The following is a 21,039-nucleotide window of genomic DNA, read 5'->3' as shown; positions in this document are numbered from 1 at the left end:
ATCCAATTTTTTAATTACAACCATGGTGTATTCTGTGTCAAATTCGGATTCTTATTCCTTTCAGAAGGCGGAATCCGGAAGATATAGTTTCGTTGGTAATTCAATAAGGCAGTATTATTAAAAACAGTCTGCCTCAAAGCACCGTGTGTGTCATACATCCTGACTCCCGGAGACGTCTGCGGGGGTAAGAATACCCGTTCAATGGAGCGCCAACGACGAAGATCAAAGAAACGTTGTCCTTCCGCAAACAGCTCTACGATTCTCTCCTGCTCGATCGCATAAAAGAAAGTCAACTTATCGGCATATTTCTCAGGCTTCAAGTCTGGCAAATTACCACGATGCCGAACCCGGTTAACCACATCGAGTGCCAAACCTCCATCACCAGTAGGGCCATACGCCTCATTGGCCGCTTCCGCATACATCAAATAGACATCGGCCAGACGCATTACCGGCATATGGTAATCACCATCCGAACGTCCCTGTCCCGCATAATTGCGGACAAACTTTCTCATAATGTAACCGGTCTGATCTCCATCGGCATTGATAGCCCCATACCCATCTACTGTACCTTTCAATGTCTTATACTGATATTTTCGAATCTGATCAAAAGAAAGGCTTAACATAGTCACCATCGTTTCTCCATCCCATAATAAAGTCGATTTCATACGGTAATCACGGTTTTTATAAGATTCCGGATTTAACGCAGAATTAACAGCCGTACGGGCATCTGCATCAGCCGGATTCTTCGGGATCAGCTTCTCGCAAAAATCACCGGTGACTGTAGACTGATAACGGTCAGCCAATTCAGCACGTGGTTGCCCCCAACCTTGGCTACCTTCTGTAGCACGAGTACCGAAGTCCCTCATCAACTCTTCTCCCTGTCCGGTTCCGGTTCCACCATGTGTAAACCCGACCATCAGTTCAGGGTCCGTATTGGCTGTCGGCAAAAAGAGATAGAAATAATTAGGCAAGACTTCACATCCTCCCATTTCTCCCCAATCGCCAGGTTCGCCGTTACGGAACAAGTTAATACCTGATTCCTCGATCACCTTCTTAAAATCGGCGGCAGCATCTTTATAGGCTTGTGCCGATTCAGACGCATTAGGCGTAAATGTATCCAATTCCGGCCAACCTCCATCAGGAGAGACTGGAGTATCCCACGGCCAAGAAGTACGGTTCCAGCAAGCCCAAAAAAGTTGTAATTTGCCACGGAATGCCAAAGCCCCCCATTTAGTAAAACGTCCTAATGCCACTGGTTTCGCCGGTAATTTTTCCCAAGCATAAGTAAAGTCATCATAAATATGCTGCTTTATTTCCGTAATAGAAGTACGGGAAATGTTAGCAACCTCATCATTACTCTCTATTATCTTATCGAAATAAGGTACATCTCCCCACATGGAAATCAGGCGGAAATAAGCCATTCCTCTCAACATCTTAGCTTCGCCAATAAAGGCTTCCAACTTTGCTTTGGATTCTTCCGTCTTTACATCGGGAAGCATTTTTTCTATATTCTGAATAGCATAGTTGGCACGATTGACTGTCGCATAAGCATACTGATAGTAATTGTCAAAACTGCTACCGTAGGTGGAAGAAGGATTGTTATAAGAGCCGCTACGATAAGCGATACTCCGGTCTCCGGTTGCCTGAGAAGTCCCGACATTTCCTCTGAACCTCAGGTATTCCGTATTTCCATCGAACACATAATCACGATTGAACATAGCCCTCGCCTGGCTATAAACACCATTGATAGCATATTCCGCATCACTTTCTGTTTTCCAATACAAGGAAGAGGCCAGTTCTCCCCCCGGAGTCTGGTTCAATAAATTGTCAACGCATGAAGAGAACGTCAGATTAGCTCCCACAGCACATGCGATCGTTAATATTTTCAATCCACTTTTTTTCATACCATTACTGTTTAAAAACTAACATTAAGACCGATTGAGAAAGACCGGTTGATCGGATACAAGTCACGGGCACTGTTTTTCTTTTCAGGGTCCAGACCCGGATATTGCGTCACGGTAAACAAGTTTTCGGCAGAAGCATAAATCCTCAAATTCGTCATTGAAATTTTGGACAAAAGCTTTTTCGGCAGGTTATATCCCAACATGATATTTTTCATTCGCAAGTAATTCATATTATAAAGCCAATAACTGTTATCGCTTCTATCCGTACTTGTTCCTAATCTCGGCCATTCTCCACCTCTATTCTCCAAAGACCAGGGTTCGGTCCAGTGATCCCAGGTGGAAGCATAACGCCTGTCGGCAAAAGCCGTATTATTAAAGTCAGTAAGCCAGAAATCCTTACGTCCCAGACCTCCGTTAAACAGCATAGATATATCAAATCCTTTCCAAGCCGCCTGCAGGGTAATGCCGTAAGTAGTTGTCGGACGGTCCCGCTGGATATTCGGATAAGCCTTTTTATCTTTGCCATCGATTATGCCATCCCCGTTCAAGTCTTTACGGATCACATCGCCCGGCGATAAACTTTGAGGCGTATTGTTGTAAATATCCTGCCAAGTTTGTGCTATACCATTATTTTCATAAATATATAGGAAATGATAAGGCATATCCAAATAGATCCAACCACGACTGAGGAACTCGTTCCACTCTTTCAATACTGTCCGGGTATAAGCTCCGTTCAGATTAACAGAATATTCCACATTGCCGATTTTATCTTTCCACGTCAAATTCAATTCCAACCCTCTATTCAGCAAATCACCGATATTGGCGCGAGGAGCACTATATGCCCCGGTCAGATGGATTGACATTTGAGACGGACGATTCATGCCTGTACGCAAGCGGTTATAAAAATCGATTTCCGTACGTAAACGATTATCCAAAAAGCTCAAATCCAAGCCCACATTAATATCCGTAGAGACTTCCCAAGAAAGGTCCTTGTTGATCATTTTCTTGTTCACGAACCCTTTAACAACATCACTCGACATATAATTCATCGCGGTCAAAGTTTCCAACTGTTCGAAACGTCCTACTCCCGAATTGTCTCCTAACTTACCCCAAGAAGCACGGAGTTTACCACTTGATAACCAAGAGGAAAAATATTTCTTCAGGAACTCTTCTTCTGTAAAGCGCCAACCAACTGCTACTGTTGGGAAAAAGCCATACTGATGACCTTTGACAAACTTAGAAGAGCCATCCAAACGGAAACTAAATTCCAATAAGTATTTGTCGTAAGCACTATAGTTCAAACGACCAATATACGATCTCAACCCTTCAGAAGCAGAACTACCCGAATTGCTTTGGACGTTTGTCAGCGCAGAATTGATTTCACTGGTCGACGGATGGATACGATCATTACGAGACGCCCCCGTCGAACGGGTATGCCAATACTCTTCGCTATAGACAAACATTGCACCGATATTATGATTCTGCGCAAGAGTCGTTTCATATTGCAAACGACCGTTCAACTGCGTCTTGTAGTTGGTAGTATTATTGTCGCTGACACCCACATTATCGGCAACATAGTAACGTCCGATATCCTTTCCTGTCTGAAAATCATAAGCTGCTCCCGTCGGGACATCAGCCCTTTTCTGAAAATAGTTGCTAAAGCTCAGAGCATAATCGACATGGGCAGTAAAGCCCTTAAAGACATTCCAGTCCAAATAGATACTTCCGTTCAATTGCTGACGAGTCTGCTTCGGATTACGAGTGTCAAAAAAGGCGTACGGGTTGTATGCCTGGATATCTTCGCCATACGCCATAACACCTCCATAACGGCCGGTCACAGGATCATAAGGAGTCACACCCGCAACTGCATATTGCATATCACCACCTCCGGAATCGCTGGTATCGTTGTTCGTGATGCCATCGGCATAACCGCTATACGTAAATTCAGACCAGTTACCATCAAAACGAGCCCCTACTTTTACATTATTGAACATATTATAGTCATAATTAAAACGGGTATTATAGCGCTTGAAATCGTTTTTCATCTGCACCCCCTCTTTGTCCATCATACCGATAGAAATGTAAAAATTAGACTTGTCATTTCCACCGGTTGCAGAAAGCGTATAGTTTTGAAGGGTACCGGTACGCATGAAGGTATCAAACCAATCCGTATTCGGATAGCGTAGCGGATCGATCATTCCTAACGCCATCCATTGATCGATCGTTCCGTCTTTGAAATTGTAGCTTTCACGCTTAGTGCCTGATGCTGCCCTGAATTGTTGCAATGTCAAGGCACGCGGGTAATCATCCATAAAGTCATAAGAACGTGATGGTTTTTCTATCGCATAAGACCCCGTAAAATTGATACTCGTCTTTCCCTTTTTACCTGTACGAGTCGTTATCAAAATAACCCCATTGGCAGCACGGGATCCGTAAATAGAAGCAGATGCCGCATCTTTCAATACGGAAATACTCTCAACATCAGCCATATTGATACGGTTGATATCGACATCCGGCATACCATCAACGACTACTAACGGACTGGTATTGTTTACCGTACCCATACCACGAATCATCAAAGATGCCCCATCATTCCCCGCCATACTGGTTGTTTGGGCAACCTGTAAACCAGGAACCAAACCGGAAAGTCCGGAAGACACATTGGATATTGAGCGGCTCGATATTTTTTCATCAACAGTGACTGCGGCTACCGCTCCAACCAAATTGACCTTTTTTTGAGTACCATAACCGACAACGACAACTTCCTCAATTGCTTGAGAATCTTCTTTCAATGTCACATTTATTTCCGATTGCCCCTTTACCGGAATCTCGATGGAAGTATACCCGATATAAGAAATAATCAAAACCGCATTGTCTGGCACATCCAGACTGTACCGCCCATTTATGTCAGTGATCGTACCCGTCCCATTATCTCCCTTAAGCACGACATTCGCACCGATGACGGGTTCTCCTGTTTGATCCTTTATAATACCGGTGATTCGTTTATTTGCCTGGTATTTTTCATTTTTCGAAGGGATGGCAGATTCAGTCAGAATAATGTCTTTATCTACGACCTTATAGGCTATATTACTGTTTTTAAACAAAATGTCTAATACTGTAAAGATATCCTTGTTATCTACGGCAAGCGTTACTTTACGATCGACATTGACCAATTTACTGTTATAGAAAAAATGATACTCCGATTTATTTTCTATAACGTTTAATACCTCTGCTATACTCTTCCTCTCTGCATTAATAGACAGTATCGTATTTGAGGCATAAAAATTGGATGCAAATACTGTTCCCACGCAAAGGAACAGAAATAAAAAAATAAAATTAAATACTCGATAAATACCAGATTTCATGAAATCTGGTATTGGATCACAGTGATCCAATCGACCATCATTATTTTTAACCATACTTGTAATTATTGATTTAAGATTAAATTAAATCCGGAGATCCAGATTATTAATTAATTTGACGAGAAAAATCCATATCTATTTTTCTGCCGTTCTCTCATTCATTATCAGTTCATTTATTTCATAAGCATTAAATTTAAGTTAAACATCATATTATCATTTTATCCTGCGAAGCACAACCTGTTCCCGTTGCTCGGACAGACTGTCATCCATTTCCATTCGTTTTATCGAATAATCAATCCGGGAAGAAATCCTAAGATAATCTAAAACCTGCGGTAACTGCCGATTATTAAAAGTACCGGTAAAGCGATACGAATCAAGCACCGGATCCATCACCTTAAAATCGACATTATAAAAATTAGCCAAACACCTCAAGACTTCGGGCAAAGGCGTTTCTTTAAATACCAAACGTCCATCCTTCCAAGCAATCTCATTTTCAACATCAACATTCATAACTTCCAAAGTCTTATCCGTTAAATCATAAACAGCTTTTTCCGACGGATACAAATTTCTTTCACTTGTTTTTCCCTCCTCTTCTTCCATTACTATATCAACAGCACCGGAAACCAAAGTCGTTTGTACAACCTCCTCTTTCTCATAAGCCCGAACATTAAATTCCGTCCCGAGCACCTTCACTTTCAAGCGGTCATGAGAGACACTCACAATAAACGGGCGTTCCGGATCATGTTTTACTGAGAAATAAGCTTCACCGACAAGCATCACCTTCCTCTCCTTTTCATCATACGAAGAAGGATAAGATAGCGTACTGCCCGAATTCAAATAGGCAATCGAACCATCCGGTAAATCAAGACTTGTCCGCACACCTCTATTTGCACAGACCGTTATCTGCTGCGGAACCAATACAGAAGACTTCCACAACGAAAAAGAAATAGCCGTCGACATAACCAAAAGTCCTATAAAACACGCCGCAACAATAGAAATTCGGTATAACCTTCTATTTTTCTTACGTTTATCTATACGCTTTTGAACCATCTTGTAAGCCTCGATAGAATTTCGGGAAAGAATTCGTTCACGTGTCTGAGATGTATAAAAAATACGGGCTGTCTGTAATGCGGTTTTCTCATTTTCTTCTGAAACCCGCATCCAATCTACCACACGCTTTCCTTCCTCTCCCGTCGCCCAACCTCTAAAGTATTTGAAGAGCAAAGTAAAATCAGGATTTATTCCGTTTATATGTTCTTTACCGATTTCCATTCTATATATACGACAAACCCGCATAAACCATACCCTAAACAAAAAATACAGTTTTTGCAAAAAAAATATATGTCAATGATACTTTTGCTAAAGTTTTCAGGAAAGAACCTGCTCATAGGTTCAAAATAGTTTTATTATTTTTTACCTTTGTGCAAAGAGATAAAAAATCTAAAAGGAAAGGGTATGGACGATAACAACTTAATAACCCAACTACAACAAGGAGACAAAAATGCTTACAAACAACTGTTTATCAAGTATTACTCCCCCCTTTGCGAATATGCGTCCCAGTATATTTCCGATGATGATTCGGAAGAGCTTGTGCAGGAGTTGATGCTTTTTCTCTGGGAGACACGGGAAAATCTTGTGATCGAGACGTCCTTGAAATCTTATCTGTTTATCTCCACCAAGCACCGTTGCCTCAATGCGATCAGGAAAAACCTGTATCACGAACGTATCCATAACCAGATCTATGAGAAGATAAAAGACCAGTTTGAAGATCCGGACTACTATTTCGTGAATGAACTGACGGAAAACATACAGAAAGCGATCGAGAACCTGCCCGAAACCTATCGGGAAACATTTGCCATGAGCCGATTCGGGGAAAAGACGAATGTGCAGATTGCCGAAAAGCTCGGAATATCGGTAAAAACCGTCGAGTACAGGATATCGCAGGCACTTAAGATACTCCGCCTTAAACTGAAAGATTATCTCCCGCTTCTGATAAACATCCTGGGATAAAAGCGCATTTCCAAATTCGTTAATAAATTAAAATCACACCAAACCTTATTAAACTTCCCGAAAACTTCCGCGTCTATCTTTTCGTACTTAATATCAGATAAGATAAAACAAAAGTTATGAAATCGGGAAGGTATTTTTTTATTCTGTTTTTAATTCTGTTGACTATGCCTGCATATGCACAAAAAGGTGTAGACATCACCGGAACGGTGATTGAGGAGGGGACCAATGAACCGATCGAACAAGCAACGGTCCGTTTGCTAAGCGTCAAAGACAGCTCCATGATCGGAGGAGTCGCCACATCGCGCAACGGAGGTTTCGTACTCAAGAACATTAAGAACGGCAGCTACTTGCTGCACGTGTCGTTTGTCGGATTCGATCCGCTCTACCAACCCCTGCGCATCACAGGGAAAACCAATCCTGTCAAATTAGGCAAACTCGCACTTGCCGACGGATCGATCCTATTGGGCGAAGCTGTCGTGGTCGGGAAAGCGCCGGAAGTAACCGTGCGCAACGATACGATGGAGTACAACGCCGATTCCTATAAGACCACGGAAGGTTCCACGCTGGAAGACCTGCTGAAAAAGATGCCCGGTGTGGAAGTGGACAGCGAAGGGAAGATCACGGTCAACGGAAAAGAGATCAAAAAGGTACTGATCGACGGAAAAGAGTTCTTCTCCGACGACCCGAAAGTGGCCTCCAAGAACCTGCCGTCGAAAATGATCGACAAAGTACAGGTGTTGGACAAGCTGAGCGATATGGCCAAGATGACCGGCTTCGATGACGGGGAAGAGGAGACTGTCATCAACCTGACCGTCAAGCCCGGCATGAAGCAGGGCTGGTTCGGGAACGCTTTTGCCGGCTACGGCAGCGAAGACCGGTACGAAGGGAACTTCATGGTGAACCGCTTCATCAACAACGACCAGCTGACCTTGATGGGAGGCGTCAACAACACGAACAATATGGGGTTCTCGGACCTTGCCTCCAGCATGTTCTCAGGGATGGGCGGACCACGCGGACGCCGGGGCGGAGGAGCCGGCAACGGGATCACGACATCCGGCAACATCGGCCTGAACTTCAGTAAGGAGTTTAACCCGAAGCTGACGGTCGGGGGCAACCTCCGTTATTCTCATTCCGACAACGACGCGATCAGCAAGAGCAACAGGCAGAATATCCTACCGGGCGACAGCACCTCCTTCTACAACGAAAACAACAACAGCAACACGCGCAGCGACAATGTGGCTGCCGACCTTCGTATGGAATGGAAACCGGACTCGCTCACCCAGATCATCTTCCGTCCGAGTTTCAGCTATAGCGACAGCCATAGCCGCGAAGGGAGCACCTTCAACACGCTGAGCGGAAACCGCGACACGGTCAACATCGGCGAATCCGACTATCTCTCCGACGGAAGCGGGTACAACCTCAACGCCCGCCTGGAATTCAGCCGGAAGCTGAACAGCGAAGGGCGTGTTTTCAGCGGATCTTTGTCGGGAGGACTAAGCGATTCCTATAATAAAGGACTGAACTATTCGAACACAGAATACCTGATGATGGCGGACGGCATGGACAACGAACTGGTGGACCAGCGTTTCCGTTACGACAACAAAGGGTTCAACTACCGGGCTTATCTGTCCTGGGTAGAACCGATCGGCCACAACAACTTCATCCAGGCCACCTACAGCATCCGGCAAAACAAACAGGAATCTCTGAAAAACTCTTACACCCGTGAAGAAGGAAACGAAGAGTATAATGTATTGGACACGGCTTACAGCAAGAGCTACCGCAACAACTTCATCAACCAGCAGGTCAGCCTCGCCTTCAAAGCTGTCCGGGCAAAATATGATTACACGGTCGGTTTGACGGTAGACCCGTCCCATAGCACGAGCGAGAACTTCGTGGGCGACACGGTCCTTTCCAAACTGTCGCGCAACGTGGTGAACCTTTCACCGATGGTCCGCTTCAACTATAAATTCGACAAGCGGACAAACCTCCGCATCAACTATCGCGGACGTACCAGCCAGCCCAGCATGACGCAACTGCAACCCGTGGCCGACATCTCCGACCCGCTAAATACGACAATGGGTAATCCGGATTTGAAGCCGACTTATACGAACGATCTGTTCGTCCGTTTCCAGAAATTCGTGCCGGACAAACAAACGGCTTTGATGGTGATGTTGAATTTCAACTATATAATCAACGACATCGTCAACAAGTCCGCCTATATCGGCAATACCGGTAAGAAGATGACAACCTACGACAACGTAAACGGGAACTACAACGGGAACATCCGCGTCCTGTTCAACACACCGTTCAAAAACCGGAAGTTCTCAATCAACTCCATGACAATGGCCTCTTATGCCAACAAAAACGGTTTTATCAATGAGGAGAAGAATACGAACAAGAACCTGATTCTGATGGAACGCGCCGGAATCGATTTCCGTTCCGACTACCTGGACCTCGGACTCAACGGTAACATCCGTTACAACGGGACGCAGAACTCACTCCAGGGACAGAGCGAACTGAACGCTTTCAACTACGGCGTGGGCGGAACGACAACGATCTATCTCCCTCTCGACTTCAAGGTGGAAAGCGACATCAACTGGTCGACCAACTCCGGCTATTCAGACGGGTTCAAACAAAACGAAGTACTATGGAACGCCTCTGCATCCAAATCTTTCCTGAAAGGGAACCAGGCGACACTCCGTTTCAAGATATACGATATCCTGAAACAACGCAGCAACATCTCCCGCAGCGTGACCGCCAGTTATACACAGGATTCCGAATACAACACATTGGGTAGCTACTTCATGGTACACTTCATCTACCGCTTCAGTATCTTTAAAGGAGGAGCCAGCATGAACGATGTGCCCGGACCGGGCGGAAGAGGGCCGAGACATGGCGGTCCGATGGGGCCGCCTCCGGGTGGAAGATTCTAATGATTTATCCGTTACTTTTGGCTTGATCCAAAAGTAACCAAAAGATCAAGGCTGAACCGTCCAGGCTACTCCGGGGAAAGGCTACGCTTGACGACCGTCCGCTTAGGCCTTTCTTAGAAAGCTCCGCTTTCTCTTGGGATGGCCGATACTGCCTGCTACATAGGTGTCGGTATCGGCCATCCCCAAAGAGCCGTCAGGCTCTACTTCCGGCCTAAGCTGGCGAGCGTTAAGCGAAGTGACCGGAGTGAGCGCCCGGAGCGTCTGCTGTCCCAAGCGAAGCGAGTTTCAGACGCGACAGCGAACGAAGGAAACGGAGTAGCGAGGCAGATTCAGCCTTGAACTTTTGGTTACTTTTCTTTCAAGAGAAAAGTGACAAATAAAACCTTTTGATCAACGAAGGCTCCAATATCGCCGGATAAATCAAACCGTAAAGCGCTCCGTAGAAGTGGGCGTTATGATTGACATTATCCCCCGCCTTTTTCGCCATATACTGGCAATAGGCCAAGTAGATCACGCCAAAGACAATCCCCGGAATCGGCAGTACGGCAAAAAACAGAATCTTTCCCCACGGGTCCAGGAAGATGGAAGTGAACAAGACAGCCGATACAGCTCCCGAAGCACCTATCGATACATAATAAGGATCATTCCGCCTGCGGATCAGGTCATACAGCGAAGCGGCGACCATCCCGCCGAAATACAATCCTAAATAGCTGCCCGTACCGAACCCCAAATAGCCGAAAGCACGCTCCATATACGTCCCGAACGACCAGAAAGTGAACATATTCACAAGCAGGTGCGTCATGTCGGCATGTACGAAACCATGCGTGACCAACCGGTACCATTCCTTATTATGAACGGTACGATACGGTATGAAAGCCAACTTCCGGAACAACTCATGGTTGCCGAAACAGATATAGGACACGATAACCGTGATCCCGATAATAACATAAGTAATCATAGTCTATTCTCTAATTAATGACGTCAAATGTAGTAAAGATTGAACAATGTTTCCCTTATATGGTTTACAAAAACAAAGCTTTTGCATTTGCTATTTCCGTTTTAGCTTCCTATCTTTACGAATTACAACATACTGACAGATATAAAAAACATCCGGAATGCTGGCACTCATACACATACATATACAGTGGATAGTAGGTATAATATTCATCATATTATACTGCGTCACCATTTTAGGATTGGTGCTGGTTATCATCACGGAGAACCGGAATCCGTTGAAAACGATCCCCTGGGTGATCGTGTTGCTGCTTGCCCCCGGTATCGGGCTCCTGTTCTATTTCTTCTTCGGGCAGGATAACCGGAAGCAACGGATCATCTCCCGGCGCACCTACAAACGCATCATGAAACGTCTGCAGGCAGGAAAGCTCCCGCAAGACACCTGTTCCGTCCCGGCCCACTACCAGCCATTGGTCACACTGTTGACCAACAGCAACCAGTCGTCCCTGCTCTACGGAAGCGACATTACGATCTACACAAACGGGGCAGACAAGTTCCACGATCTGCTGGAAGAGATTGCCCAAGCAACCCATCATATCCATATTCAATATTATATCTTCTGCGACGACGAAGTCGGCAACAAGGTCAAAGAACTTTTGATAAGGAAAGCCCAAGAAGGCGTCGAAGTCCGTGTCCTTTACGACGATGTGGGCTGCTGGAACGTGAAAGACAAGTTCTTCAAGGAAATGTCGGATACCGGCATCGAAGTCCATGCTTTCCTGAAAGTAGCATTCCCGGTCTTCACCAGCAAGGTAAACTACCGGAACCACCGGAAAATAGTGGTCATAGACGGTAAAGTCGGTTTTATGGGCGGCATGAACATTGCAGACCGCTATACGAAAGGGACCAGCTGGGGGACCTGGCGGGACACGCATTTCAAGATCATCGGAAAAGGGGTGCACGGTTTACAGGCCGCTTTCCTGATCGACTGGTATGTAGTCAGCAAGAAACTCCTGAACGAGAAGATCTATTATCCGCCGCTTCCGGTCTATTCGGACGATAACATCATGCAGATCTGCACCAGCGGGCCCGTCGGACAATGGCGTACGCTCTTGCAAGCGGCCATCTTCACGGTTGCCAACGCCAAGAAATATGTATTTATCCAGACTCCTTACTTCCTTCCGACCGAAGGACTGAACCAGGCTTTGCAGATAGCGGCTTTGGGAGGCGTCGACGTGCGGCTGATGCTTCCCAAGCGTTCGGACACCCGTACGGCGAACATGGCGACCCACTCTTTCATTGATGAAATGGTAAAGGCGGGCGTCAAGGTCTATTTCTATAAACCGGGATTCCTGCACTCGAAACTGATGGTGGCGGACGACGAACTGACCTGCATCGGTTCCGCCAATATGGACTTCCGCAGCTTCGAGCATAATTTCGAGATCAACGCGTTTGTCTACCAGCCTTCTTTCGCCCAGCAGATGAAGAAGGTGTTCCTGCACGACATGCACAGTTGCGAACGGCTGGTCCCGTCACGCTGGCTGAAGCGCCCGGTCAAGCAGCGCATAGCCGAATCGTTCATGCGCCTCTTTTCTCCCCTTCTTTGATAAAGATGGAAAAGTTCACCGAACCGTAGACGCGGTGCTGGTAGAAATAGGGCAACCCGGAGAAATCATTTGTCTTCGGATGTTCCATCACAAAGATTCCCCCATCCCGCAACAGGTCGCGTTCGAAAACCAGTTCCGGCACTTCGGGCAACTCTTTCAGGGCATAAGGAGGATCGGCAAAGATGAAATCGAAACGCTGAGCCGGAGCCGAATAGAGATAACGGAAGACATCGCCGCGGATCAGCGTCAGCGAATCCGTTTTCAGTTCCTTGGCGACTTTGGCGATAAAAGAAGCATGCGCATTATTCTTCTCGACAGCCGTCACGCTCCGGCATTCGCGTGAGAGCAGTTCGAAAGAGATGCTTCCCGTCCCGGCAAACAAGTCGAGCGCGTCCAATCCCTCAAAATCGATATGGTTGGAGATCACATTGAAGATATTTTCCTTCGCAAAGTCCGTCGTCGGGCGGGCGCTAAAGGTAGACGGGACGTCAAAACGTCGCCGTCCGTATATTCCACTTATAATTCGCATAATGATAAAGCTATAAGATCCAGCGGAGCCTGCAACACTTCCGGCCCCAGCAGATAGGCTTCGGAAGGGATCTCCAGCGGATCGATGTATTGTAAATAATTCCGCAACGTGCTTGTTATAGCACTCCGTAAAGGCACATCGCCGAAAAGACGCAACTGGTCTTTCTGTTGATCCATTCCGGCCTGCTTCCATACATATAATATATAATACAAAATATCGTCCGTATGTTCATACTCGAACGAGTTCACGAAAAGCAGGTTTCCCTGCGCATAGCACGCCACGTCCATCCTCCGCCGATGCAGCACGACATATAGCTGGCGGGGCAAACGTGCACGGCTCTGCTTCTTCCACAACGAAAGCAGCGGACTGACATGATGGACAAAACGGGGATTGACCAGCGAACGGGAACAAAACTCATAGACTTCCTCCTCCACCCCGAATATCAATTCCGCCTGTTCATCCTTCAGTTCATTGCTCAGGCAACGTCCTTCGGGGGAAGAAAACGCGAAGGCGAGCAGCTCGGCCTTCTGTTTCTCCTGAAAAACATCTTTCGGCACAAGCGTGTACTGAGGAGTGACACAAACCAGATTGACCTGTTTGTAGAACCAGGTCAGGAAATCATTTTCGAAGAAACATTCTTTCAAGGAAGAGACATAAGGTTTTGTCCGGTCGAACTCGACGTCTCTATAGAAGAAACTCTCGTTCACCGAAGGGCTGTATGCGGAAAAAGAAAGTCCACCCGACCGGAGCCGGATGGACATTATGTAATTTTCCGAATTATCAGCTGTTAACTTATCAGACAGGTTAATAGCCATAGGCAATCATTAATCTTCCCAGTTACCTGCGTTGTTATTGATTTCTTCTACGGAACCTACGCGCAGACCCGGATATTTGTTCATCTTTTCAGCCTTATCCTTCAAGTTGTACTCCAACTGCTTGTTCAGGTCGCCCAAATAATCATCATACAAAACGCCACACTGGAAGACTTTCACCGTATAGCCGGAACCGGAAGTCAAAGTAGCCGTATCCATAGTGAACTGTACATTTGTTTCCGGCACGTTACGCAAATCGTCTACGTTATAGCCTTTGCCGAACAATGTATCTACAGCTGTCACCCAAATAGTGTCACGTCTGATCAATCCTTTCTTGACAGCTTCCTTTTCAGTCATACCTTTTTCAAGCTGTTCGTCCGTCAACACACCCTCCTTGATAAGGAACGGCAATTTTTCGTCCTTTAAGAACTTACACAGTTCATCGAAATTAGCGGCATGCACCTTGTGAATGTTCTTGTACTCGATCTGAGCTTTACGGATATCAATCAAACGTTGTTTGATCAAAGTCTCGCGCCGTTCCTTTTCAGCATCAAACTCCTTCGGTGTCATAATACTTCTGTAGCACATGTACGCAAGCAGTAATACTGCCACAGCCAATAAAATCTTTAATGTAACTTTCATGGTTTATATGTTTTTTGAATTTATTTCGTTCGGCAAATTTAAAAAAGAATATTTAATACACTACCTTTATCGCGAAAATTATTACGATCAAAATGATAAATAGTTATTTAAGCCGCCAAATTACACAAAATTTCCCATATAATCCGACCGAAGACCAGGTTTTAGCATTAAATGTCCTATCCGGTTTCCTGCTTTCGGAAGAACCGGATTCGGTTTTATTACTGAAAGGATATGCCGGAACGGGCAAAACGTCGCTGGTCGGAGCCTTGGTGAAGACGATGGCGGAGCTAAAACAGAAAAGCATCCTGCTCGCCCCGACCGGACGGGCGGCAAAGGTATTTTCCGGCTATGCCGGGCAAAAAGCGTTCACGATACACAAGAAGATATATCGCCAGAAAGCCTTTTCCAACGAACCGACAGGTTTTCATCCGGCCGATAATCTGCATAAAGACACGCTTTTTATAGTGGACGAAGCCTCGATGATCGCCAACGAAGGGTTGGACTCGTTCGTTTTCGGTACCGGACGCCTGTTGGACGACCTGATCCAGTATGTCTATTCCGGTGAAAACTGCCGCCTGATCCTGATGGGCGATGTGGCACAGCTGCCTCCCGTCATGCAATCCGAAAGCCCGGCTCTCAACCCGGAAATACTGCGGGGATATAATCTGAAGGTACAGGAAATCACGCTTACCCAGGTGGTACGCCAAAGCGAAGACTCCGGGATCTTGTTCAACGCTACCCGCCTACGGGATGCTTTGCGAAACGAGACGGTCGAGATTTTCCCCAAACTAAGGCTGAAAGGCTTCACCGACTTCAGGAAGGTAAACGGGGACGAACTGATCGAAGAGATCTCCTCGGCCTACAGCCGGGACGGGATCGAAGAGACCATGATCATTTCGCGTTCCAACAAGCGGGCTACCATCTATAATAATGGTATCCGCAACCGCATCCTGTATCGGGAAGAAGAACTTTCGTCCGGCGACAGGCTGATGGTTGCCAAGAATAACTATTTCTGGACTGCCGATAATAAGGAGATGGACTTCATCGCAAACGGCGAAATCATACAAGTGCTGCGTGTACGAAGGACTTACGAGCTCTACGGTTTCCGTTTTGCCGACGTATCGGTCCGTTTCCAAGATTACGATCTCGAAATGGAGGTCAAGATCCTCCTCGACACCTTGCAGACAGATGCCCCCGCACTGCCTAAAGAGCTGAACGACAAGCTCTTCTATACCATCCTCGAAGATTACGACGACATACCGACAAAGGCCGGGAAAATGAAAAAGATGAAAGCCGATCCGCACTACAACGTCCTGCAAGTCAAATTTGCCTATGCCGTCACCTGCCACAAGGCACAGGGCGGACAGTGGATGAATGTCTTTCTGGATATCGGCTATATCACGGAAAAAATGCTTGGTGAAGATTTCTACCGCTGGCTTTACACCGCCTTTACACGCGCAACCCACCGCCTCTACCTGGTGAATCTGCCGGAAGAGTTCGAGGAGAAATAAACGACGAAGCCCCGAAAGCGTTTCCACCTCCGAGGCTTGTTTTGTGTACGCCTTCATCCTTCACAGGGGAAAGGCTACATTGAACTTTTCAATTCAATATACTTTAGTATTATTAATATTAAATCCGGCCGCCTGTTCGCCTATCGCAGGGTAGTTGCCGTTTAACGGGCACACGGCCAAACACTTTAGAATTATTTGATTATAAAAATCTTCCTGTTGCCGGGGGATTCATCCCCCGGCAAGGGATATTTGTTTGTTTCTATTATTTTACAATTGCCTTGACAGCTGCTTCACCTTCGACAGCTACTACTACCACACCTGCCGGAGCAGCGATTGTTGCGTTGCTTGAAGTGATAACTGTGTTAGCTACTTCCTGGCCTAAGATGTTAGTGATAACAACTTTCTTGCCTTCAGCGTTAACGATTCTTACAGCGCCCTTCTGAGTGATTACAGCTACTTCAGATGCGTTGATTGCTTCGTTTGAAGTAGGAGCAGAAGCATTTTCTACAGTTACTTTTACACCTTCTGCAGCAGAACTTACAACCAGAACACCATTCAAATTACGAACGTAATCAGAAGAAGCTACATTCTTCACGTTGTATACACCTTCAGCTTCATCCTTAGCCTGTACAAATTCGAAACGGAAGTTATTGATACCCTTCAGCAATGTAGTCTTGTTTGCACCCTTACCGGCACCTGCTTTAGAATCGATTGTTACAGTATCAGGAGCCATTTCTTTCAACTTGCTGTCATAATTCATGACAATCAGAGAATCGGCGCCATAAGTCTTAGCTTCGCGGAATACAAAACGAGTTGCGCTATAAGCCGTATATTTATCCTTCAAAGCTGTAACAGCTGCTGAATCTTTTGCGTTGTACATGAACAGACGGCTTGCTTCAACACCTTCGGTAGCAGCAACACCCTTTGTAAGATAATAAGAAGGAACAGCCTGGTCTTCATATTTTGCAGTATCCAACCAGAAAACGAAGTCAGATTCAGCGTATGCAGCCTTCAAGTCGCCTTCGCGAACAGCAACACCATTATTCTTAGCGTCCATTGCGAAATTGTCGCCTGTAGATGTTTTGATAGTTACATGCTTCGGCAGCGTGATCAAAGAAGCAGGAGACGGTTCTTCAACCATGTCGAATACATAAGCGTTCGTAGCAGTTGTAGCAACCAATGAAACGTTACCGTTCTGATCAACTGTCAGCTGATTTGCAGGAGTAAATTTCTTAGCAGCGACAGCACCAACCAATACTTCATACTGACCTTCATTCTTTGTTGCACGCAGTGCGAATACTGTAGCAGCAGTCGGTTTTACAGTTGTAAATACAAGCTGATTCGATGTGTTTTTAACCAGATAATACTTTTCGTCAGCCATCAAGCTGTAAGAAGCGATATGAGAAGAATCGTCTGCCATAGCTTCTATAGATTCCTGTGTCATCTTAACCATCTGTGCATCTTCAATTTCACCCTTAACGAATGCCAAAGAAGAATCTTTCTTCATGACCATATAGCCGGCAGCATCACCGCTCAGGAATGATTTAACCTGCAATGCATATTTTGTATTTACCTGGTTGAAATCAGTAATATGTTTGTAACCAACATATTTACCGGCTTCACCCTCCGGAAGAGCGACAACTGCCAACTGGATCGTATCCGAACCCATCGCATAGATATTATTATCGGCATCTACAGTAAACAGCTTGCCACCTAATGTCACACCTGTTTCACGGTTCATAAATACATAATTGTTTGTACCGGCAACTTCTTGTTCAACAGTCCACTGTGAACGAGAGACCAAAACAGAAGAATCACCAAATGCAGTTGTAGTATAGAATGCTTTGTCTCTATTAGCATTCAACTTGCTTGCATCAGCCTTGTCTGCATTATTCTTAGAAATAATGAAGTAGTAAGCTTTTGTGTCCAGATCTGTTTTTGCATCACCCATGTTGAAAGAGATTACGGTTGTGAAGTTTGCAACATTATCAGGATTATAATCAGAAGAGCTCTTCAAAATCGGAGTGATCTGGATCTGGTTCTGAGATTTGCGGTAACCGACAACGGCTGCCTGATCTATTATTGCAAAATCATTAAAATAGACTTCACGCCACAACTGGTCATTATAAGGAGCTTTAGGAGCCCAAGTTTCAATTGCTAAAGAGTCACCATTTACATTATCTACATACTTTGTAAATTTGAATGCATAAGGTAACAAACTGTTTCTTCCTTTTGCAGCAGCATTACCAGTGTTCGTCGTTCCATAAGAGGCATAAGCCAATGTATCCACAGAAAAACGTACATAATCCTGAGTCGGTGTTAAACGAACCGTATCAGCTACTACATACATCTGAGGACGAACAGCATCTGCATCAGATGATTTCTGTCCTACAGCCTCCAAGTAAACAGCATTTGAAATAGTAGATGTAGTTGCTCCACGAGTACAAGTCGTTTTGCCTGCGGCAGTAGTATATGCTTTTGCTATCGTTGCATCTGCTGTAGCCAACGCTGCATCAAACAATGCATTTAAAGCAGAAGCGGCAGCAGAATATTGAGTTGATCCTACAAAATTAGTTGGATTCGCTGTTGTTAAATTGCCCGTTGTAGCAGTAGGATTCCAGGCCCAAATAGCATTATTAAATGCATCAAAGCTTGTTTCAACTTCAGGGCCAGCAAATAAAGCGCCTAAAGATAAACAGTCAGCCGTAGTAGTAGTCAAAGTTGCAGCATCAGCAGTTATTATTGCGATTTTTGCAGCGGCAGCAGTGTAAGTGCCCAACTCTGTTCCAAGCAAAGTTCCATCGGCTTGCGTTTTAACAGCAGCAGCCAAAGTTGTAACAGCGTCTATTTTTGTCTGATCACCAGACCCCAATAATGCATAGGCAGAGCCACTGGTTTTTAAAGCATCAAGAGCTGCTTTATCTGCATCAGCATTTTCAGTAGAATATCCTTCAGCAGCATTTGCCGTTCCAAATGTAACTGCAGCACCACTACCTGCGTTATAAGGTGCACCATCAATAAACGATTTAAGACGTTGATCTAATAGTAAAATAGCAGCTTCCACAGTAGTTTTTGCTGTATTCATTTTTTCAAGTGCAGCATTTCTTGCAGCATCAAAACTTGGGTCAGGATTCAATAATGCATGAATCGGATGAGTACCATTTATTTCAGTAGCAGCCACAGCCTTCAACGTATACTTCGTAAACGGATTTTCATAAGCGTCCGAAGTTGCATTTGTCTTGAAGTTCAGTTTAAAGCCTTCAGAAGACATAACTGCAGCCAAAGCAGTGGCATCCAAAGCTACCGGAGCCGGAGAGACTAATTGGAAATTAGCTGGGGAAGTGGCAGTTGCACCAGCACCTACAACAGACATCAACTTGATTGTGTTATCGCCTGTTGCCAACCACAGAACAGAGTCTTTTGCAGCCTTATCTGCTTTTACAGTATAAGTCAAATTGAAACTCGTTTCTGTTTGTGTAATCTGAGTACTTTGTGACCAAACCTTTACACTACCCGGACGAACACCCATTGCAGCTGTAGCATCTAAGTTGTGATTAGCACGACTCGGGTCCATAGAGAGTTTTTCACCAGTATATTTGTTTGTAAACTCATACTGATAAACTACACCACCGTTTGCAGTAGCAACACGTTTCTCTGAAACGCTCCACAACAGCTGATCAACCTGCTTTACTGTTAAAGTTGCAGGGTCATACAGGCACAAGCTATCGGCCTTTAGAGTCTCATCAGACAGGCCAACATACTTGTTAGATGTCGCTTCCTTCAAATGATAATACTTCTTTGCAGATAAATCCGCTGGACTTGCGTTTACAGCAGACAATCCACCGGCTACCAGAACGGCAGCCAAAAGAGTAGAAAATCTCTTGTTCATAATCATTAAAAATTAATTGTTAATAAAATAGTGTTTAAAAATCCAACAACTAATTTCACGAAGGGGAGAGCAACTCCCCGCGAATGATTATGAACGGGCATAAAAAAACGCGGGTCTATTGTCTATTATTTAATTGAAGGCTCTGGTAAGCCCGTGTTGCAATAATAGAACAATAGCCCGCGCCTATACGATATAACATACTCTTCCCATAATAATGGTAGAAGAATTTATACGTAATCAGCGCAAGCATTTACTGTCTATTATTCCGCAACACTTAAAAATTTACCAGATTTTCAATTAGGAATAATCTTCGTAAAATGCTTACAATATGTAAACGATCCCGCGCTCTGTGAGCCGCTGCCCACTACGGAATCGTTGCAAAGGTAAATAGGTTTTCCGAATCAACAAGAAAAAATGCCCACTATTTTCCAAAATATATGGGTTACAGAACAAAACAATGCCGTTTATGCAACATATCCCCCAGGTTCCGGGGATAAAAAGGAAGATAAGTGAAACGACATTGTTTCCTACCGCGAAACAAAAGTCTCCACGGTCGAAACTTTTGTTTCACGGCTTGAAACTTTAGTTTCGACCGATGAAACTAAAGTTTCCCTTAAGTGAAACTGAAGTTTCAAAGCAAGCGAATGTATGAAACTTTAGTTTCAAACTTTTTTTCAACTGAAACTTTTCCATTTAAGTTGAAGGAAACAGAACGGTCGGATATTCTTATGATTACAAAACATATAGGTTTCAAAATCGAGTCTCCAAACAGTGTGAACCCTAATTACATAAAATAACCTGGGAGGATTTAGAGGATAATTTAAGAAAAACTGAATCTTGTGAAAATAAATTTGTTTTCGCCTTTCCTATATATAATATTTGCCTA

Annotated in this window: 12 protein-coding genes; 4 read left to right on the top strand and 8 right to left on the bottom strand. The window is 44.9% G+C overall.

Translation table 11 applies throughout. The features are described from left to right. Positions 1-14 precede the first annotated feature (14 nt). From RDN79_RS14830 to RDN79_RS14820, 3 genes are all read right to left on the bottom strand, one after another. Positions 15-1,904: a RagB/SusD family nutrient uptake outer membrane protein gene (locus RDN79_RS14830; RefSeq protein ID WP_298555035.1), complete on the bottom strand. Its 1,890-nt coding sequence runs from the start codon at positions 1,902-1,904 to the stop codon at positions 15-17. An 11-nt stretch (positions 1,905-1,915) separates the two neighbouring features. Beyond that, positions 1,916-5,269: a TonB-dependent receptor gene (locus RDN79_RS14825; RefSeq protein WP_298555032.1), complete on the bottom strand. Its 3,354-nt coding sequence runs from the start codon at positions 5,267-5,269 to the stop codon at positions 1,916-1,918. 210 nt (positions 5,270-5,479) lie between these two features. Continuing rightward, entirely contained in the window at positions 5,480-6,538 is a 1,059-nt protein-coding gene (locus tag RDN79_RS14820) for a FecR family protein (RefSeq protein ID WP_298555030.1), read from the bottom strand. A 183-nt stretch (positions 6,539-6,721) separates the two neighbouring features. Between RDN79_RS14820 and RDN79_RS14815 the strand changes: the two genes are divergently transcribed. Both RDN79_RS14815 and RDN79_RS14810 read left to right on the top strand, forming a co-directional pair. Further along, positions 6,722-7,276, top strand: a complete 555-nt coding sequence (locus RDN79_RS14815; RefSeq protein ID WP_298555027.1) for an RNA polymerase sigma-70 factor — start codon at positions 6,722-6,724, stop codon at positions 7,274-7,276. A 116-nt stretch (positions 7,277-7,392) separates the two neighbouring features. Then, positions 7,393-10,209 (top strand): TonB-dependent receptor, encoded by a 2,817-nt coding sequence (locus RDN79_RS14810; RefSeq protein WP_308573254.1) that lies wholly within the window; start codon positions 7,393-7,395, stop codon positions 10,207-10,209. Between the two features lie 358 nt (positions 10,210-10,567). Here the strand turns inward: RDN79_RS14810 and RDN79_RS14805 are convergent, their stop codons facing one another. Continuing rightward, complete coding sequence (locus RDN79_RS14805) at positions 10,568-11,167, bottom strand: rhomboid family intramembrane serine protease (RefSeq protein ID WP_298555022.1); 600 nt, start codon at positions 11,165-11,167, stop codon at positions 10,568-10,570. Between the two features lie 157 nt (positions 11,168-11,324). Here RDN79_RS14805 and cls point away from each other — a divergent pair, with 157 nt between their 5' ends. Then, positions 11,325-12,770, top strand: coding sequence for a cardiolipin synthase (cls, locus tag RDN79_RS14800; RefSeq protein WP_298555020.1), 1,446 nt, complete (start codon positions 11,325-11,327; stop codon positions 12,768-12,770). Here cls and RDN79_RS14795 read toward each other — a convergent pair. Genes RDN79_RS14795 through RDN79_RS14785 form a run of 3 tightly spaced genes read right to left on the bottom strand, consistent with a single transcriptional unit; the run spans position 12,742 to position 14,753 of the window. Beyond that, complete coding sequence (locus tag RDN79_RS14795) at positions 12,742-13,299, bottom strand: RsmD family RNA methyltransferase (RefSeq protein WP_298555017.1); 558 nt, start codon at positions 13,297-13,299, stop codon at positions 12,742-12,744. The genes cls and RDN79_RS14795 overlap by 29 nt on opposite strands. Next, positions 13,287-14,114: a DUF3822 family protein gene (locus RDN79_RS14790; protein WP_298555014.1), complete on the bottom strand. Its 828-nt coding sequence runs from the start codon at positions 14,112-14,114 to the stop codon at positions 13,287-13,289. The genes RDN79_RS14795 and RDN79_RS14790 overlap by 13 nt, the downstream gene beginning before the upstream one ends. Positions 14,115-14,123: 9 nt before the next feature. Continuing rightward, entirely contained in the window at positions 14,124-14,753 is a 630-nt protein-coding gene (locus tag RDN79_RS14785) for a hypothetical protein (RefSeq protein WP_281714874.1), read from the bottom strand. Positions 14,754-14,845: 92 nt separating this feature from the next. Here RDN79_RS14785 and RDN79_RS14780 point away from each other — a divergent pair, with 92 nt between their 5' ends. Further along, positions 14,846-16,264, top strand: coding sequence for an ATP-dependent RecD-like DNA helicase (locus tag RDN79_RS14780; protein WP_298555001.1), 1,419 nt, complete (start codon positions 14,846-14,848; stop codon positions 16,262-16,264). Positions 16,265-16,526: 262 nt separating this feature from the next. Here the strand turns inward: RDN79_RS14780 and RDN79_RS14775 are convergent, their stop codons facing one another. Further along, complete coding sequence (locus RDN79_RS14775; protein WP_298554999.1) at positions 16,527-20,153, bottom strand: DUF6383 domain-containing protein; 3,627 nt, start codon at positions 20,151-20,153, stop codon at positions 16,527-16,529. Positions 20,154-21,039: the final 886 nt, after the last annotated feature.

The organism is uncultured Parabacteroides sp., from assembly GCF_902493135.1.
In the GTDB taxonomy this organism is placed as follows: Bacteria; Bacteroidota; Bacteroidia; order Bacteroidales; family Tannerellaceae; genus Parabacteroides.
The sequence above is the reverse complement of the archived record's forward strand: the minus strand, read 5'-3'. Positions and strand labels throughout refer to the sequence as shown.

What these genes read in the sequence shown, in the direction of transcription:
- RDN79_RS14795 (WP_298555017.1), bottom strand. Translation starts at nt 13,299, where the DNA reads ATGCGAATTATAAGTGGAATATACGGACGGCGACGTTTTGACGTCCCG.
- RDN79_RS14830 (WP_298555035.1), bottom strand. Translation starts at nt 1,904, where the DNA reads ATGAAAAAAAGTGGATTGAAAATATTAACGATCGCATGTGCTGTGGGA.
- RDN79_RS14810 (WP_308573254.1), top strand. Translation starts at nt 7,393, where the DNA reads ATGAAATCGGGAAGGTATTTTTTTATTCTGTTTTTAATTCTGTTGACT.
- RDN79_RS14820 (WP_298555030.1), bottom strand. Translation starts at nt 6,538, where the DNA reads ATGGAAATCGGTAAAGAACATATAAACGGAATAAATCCTGATTTTACT.
- cls (WP_298555020.1), top strand. Translation starts at nt 11,325, where the DNA reads ATGCTGGCACTCATACACATACATATACAGTGGATAGTAGGTATAATA.
- RDN79_RS14825 (WP_298555032.1), bottom strand. Translation starts at nt 5,269, where the DNA reads ATGAAATCTGGTATTTATCGAGTATTTAATTTTATTTTTTTATTTCTG.
- RDN79_RS14775 (WP_298554999.1), bottom strand. Translation starts at nt 20,153, where the DNA reads ATGAACAAGAGATTTTCTACTCTTTTGGCTGCCGTTCTGGTAGCCGGT.
- RDN79_RS14805 (WP_298555022.1), bottom strand. Translation starts at nt 11,167, where the DNA reads ATGATTACTTATGTTATTATCGGGATCACGGTTATCGTGTCCTATATC.
- RDN79_RS14780 (WP_298555001.1), top strand. Translation starts at nt 14,846, where the DNA reads ATGATAAATAGTTATTTAAGCCGCCAAATTACACAAAATTTCCCATAT.
- RDN79_RS14790 (WP_298555014.1), bottom strand. Translation starts at nt 14,114, where the DNA reads ATGGCTATTAACCTGTCTGATAAGTTAACAGCTGATAATTCGGAAAAT.
- RDN79_RS14785 (WP_281714874.1), bottom strand. Translation starts at nt 14,753, where the DNA reads ATGAAAGTTACATTAAAGATTTTATTGGCTGTGGCAGTATTACTGCTT.
- RDN79_RS14815 (WP_298555027.1), top strand. Translation starts at nt 6,722, where the DNA reads ATGGACGATAACAACTTAATAACCCAACTACAACAAGGAGACAAAAAT.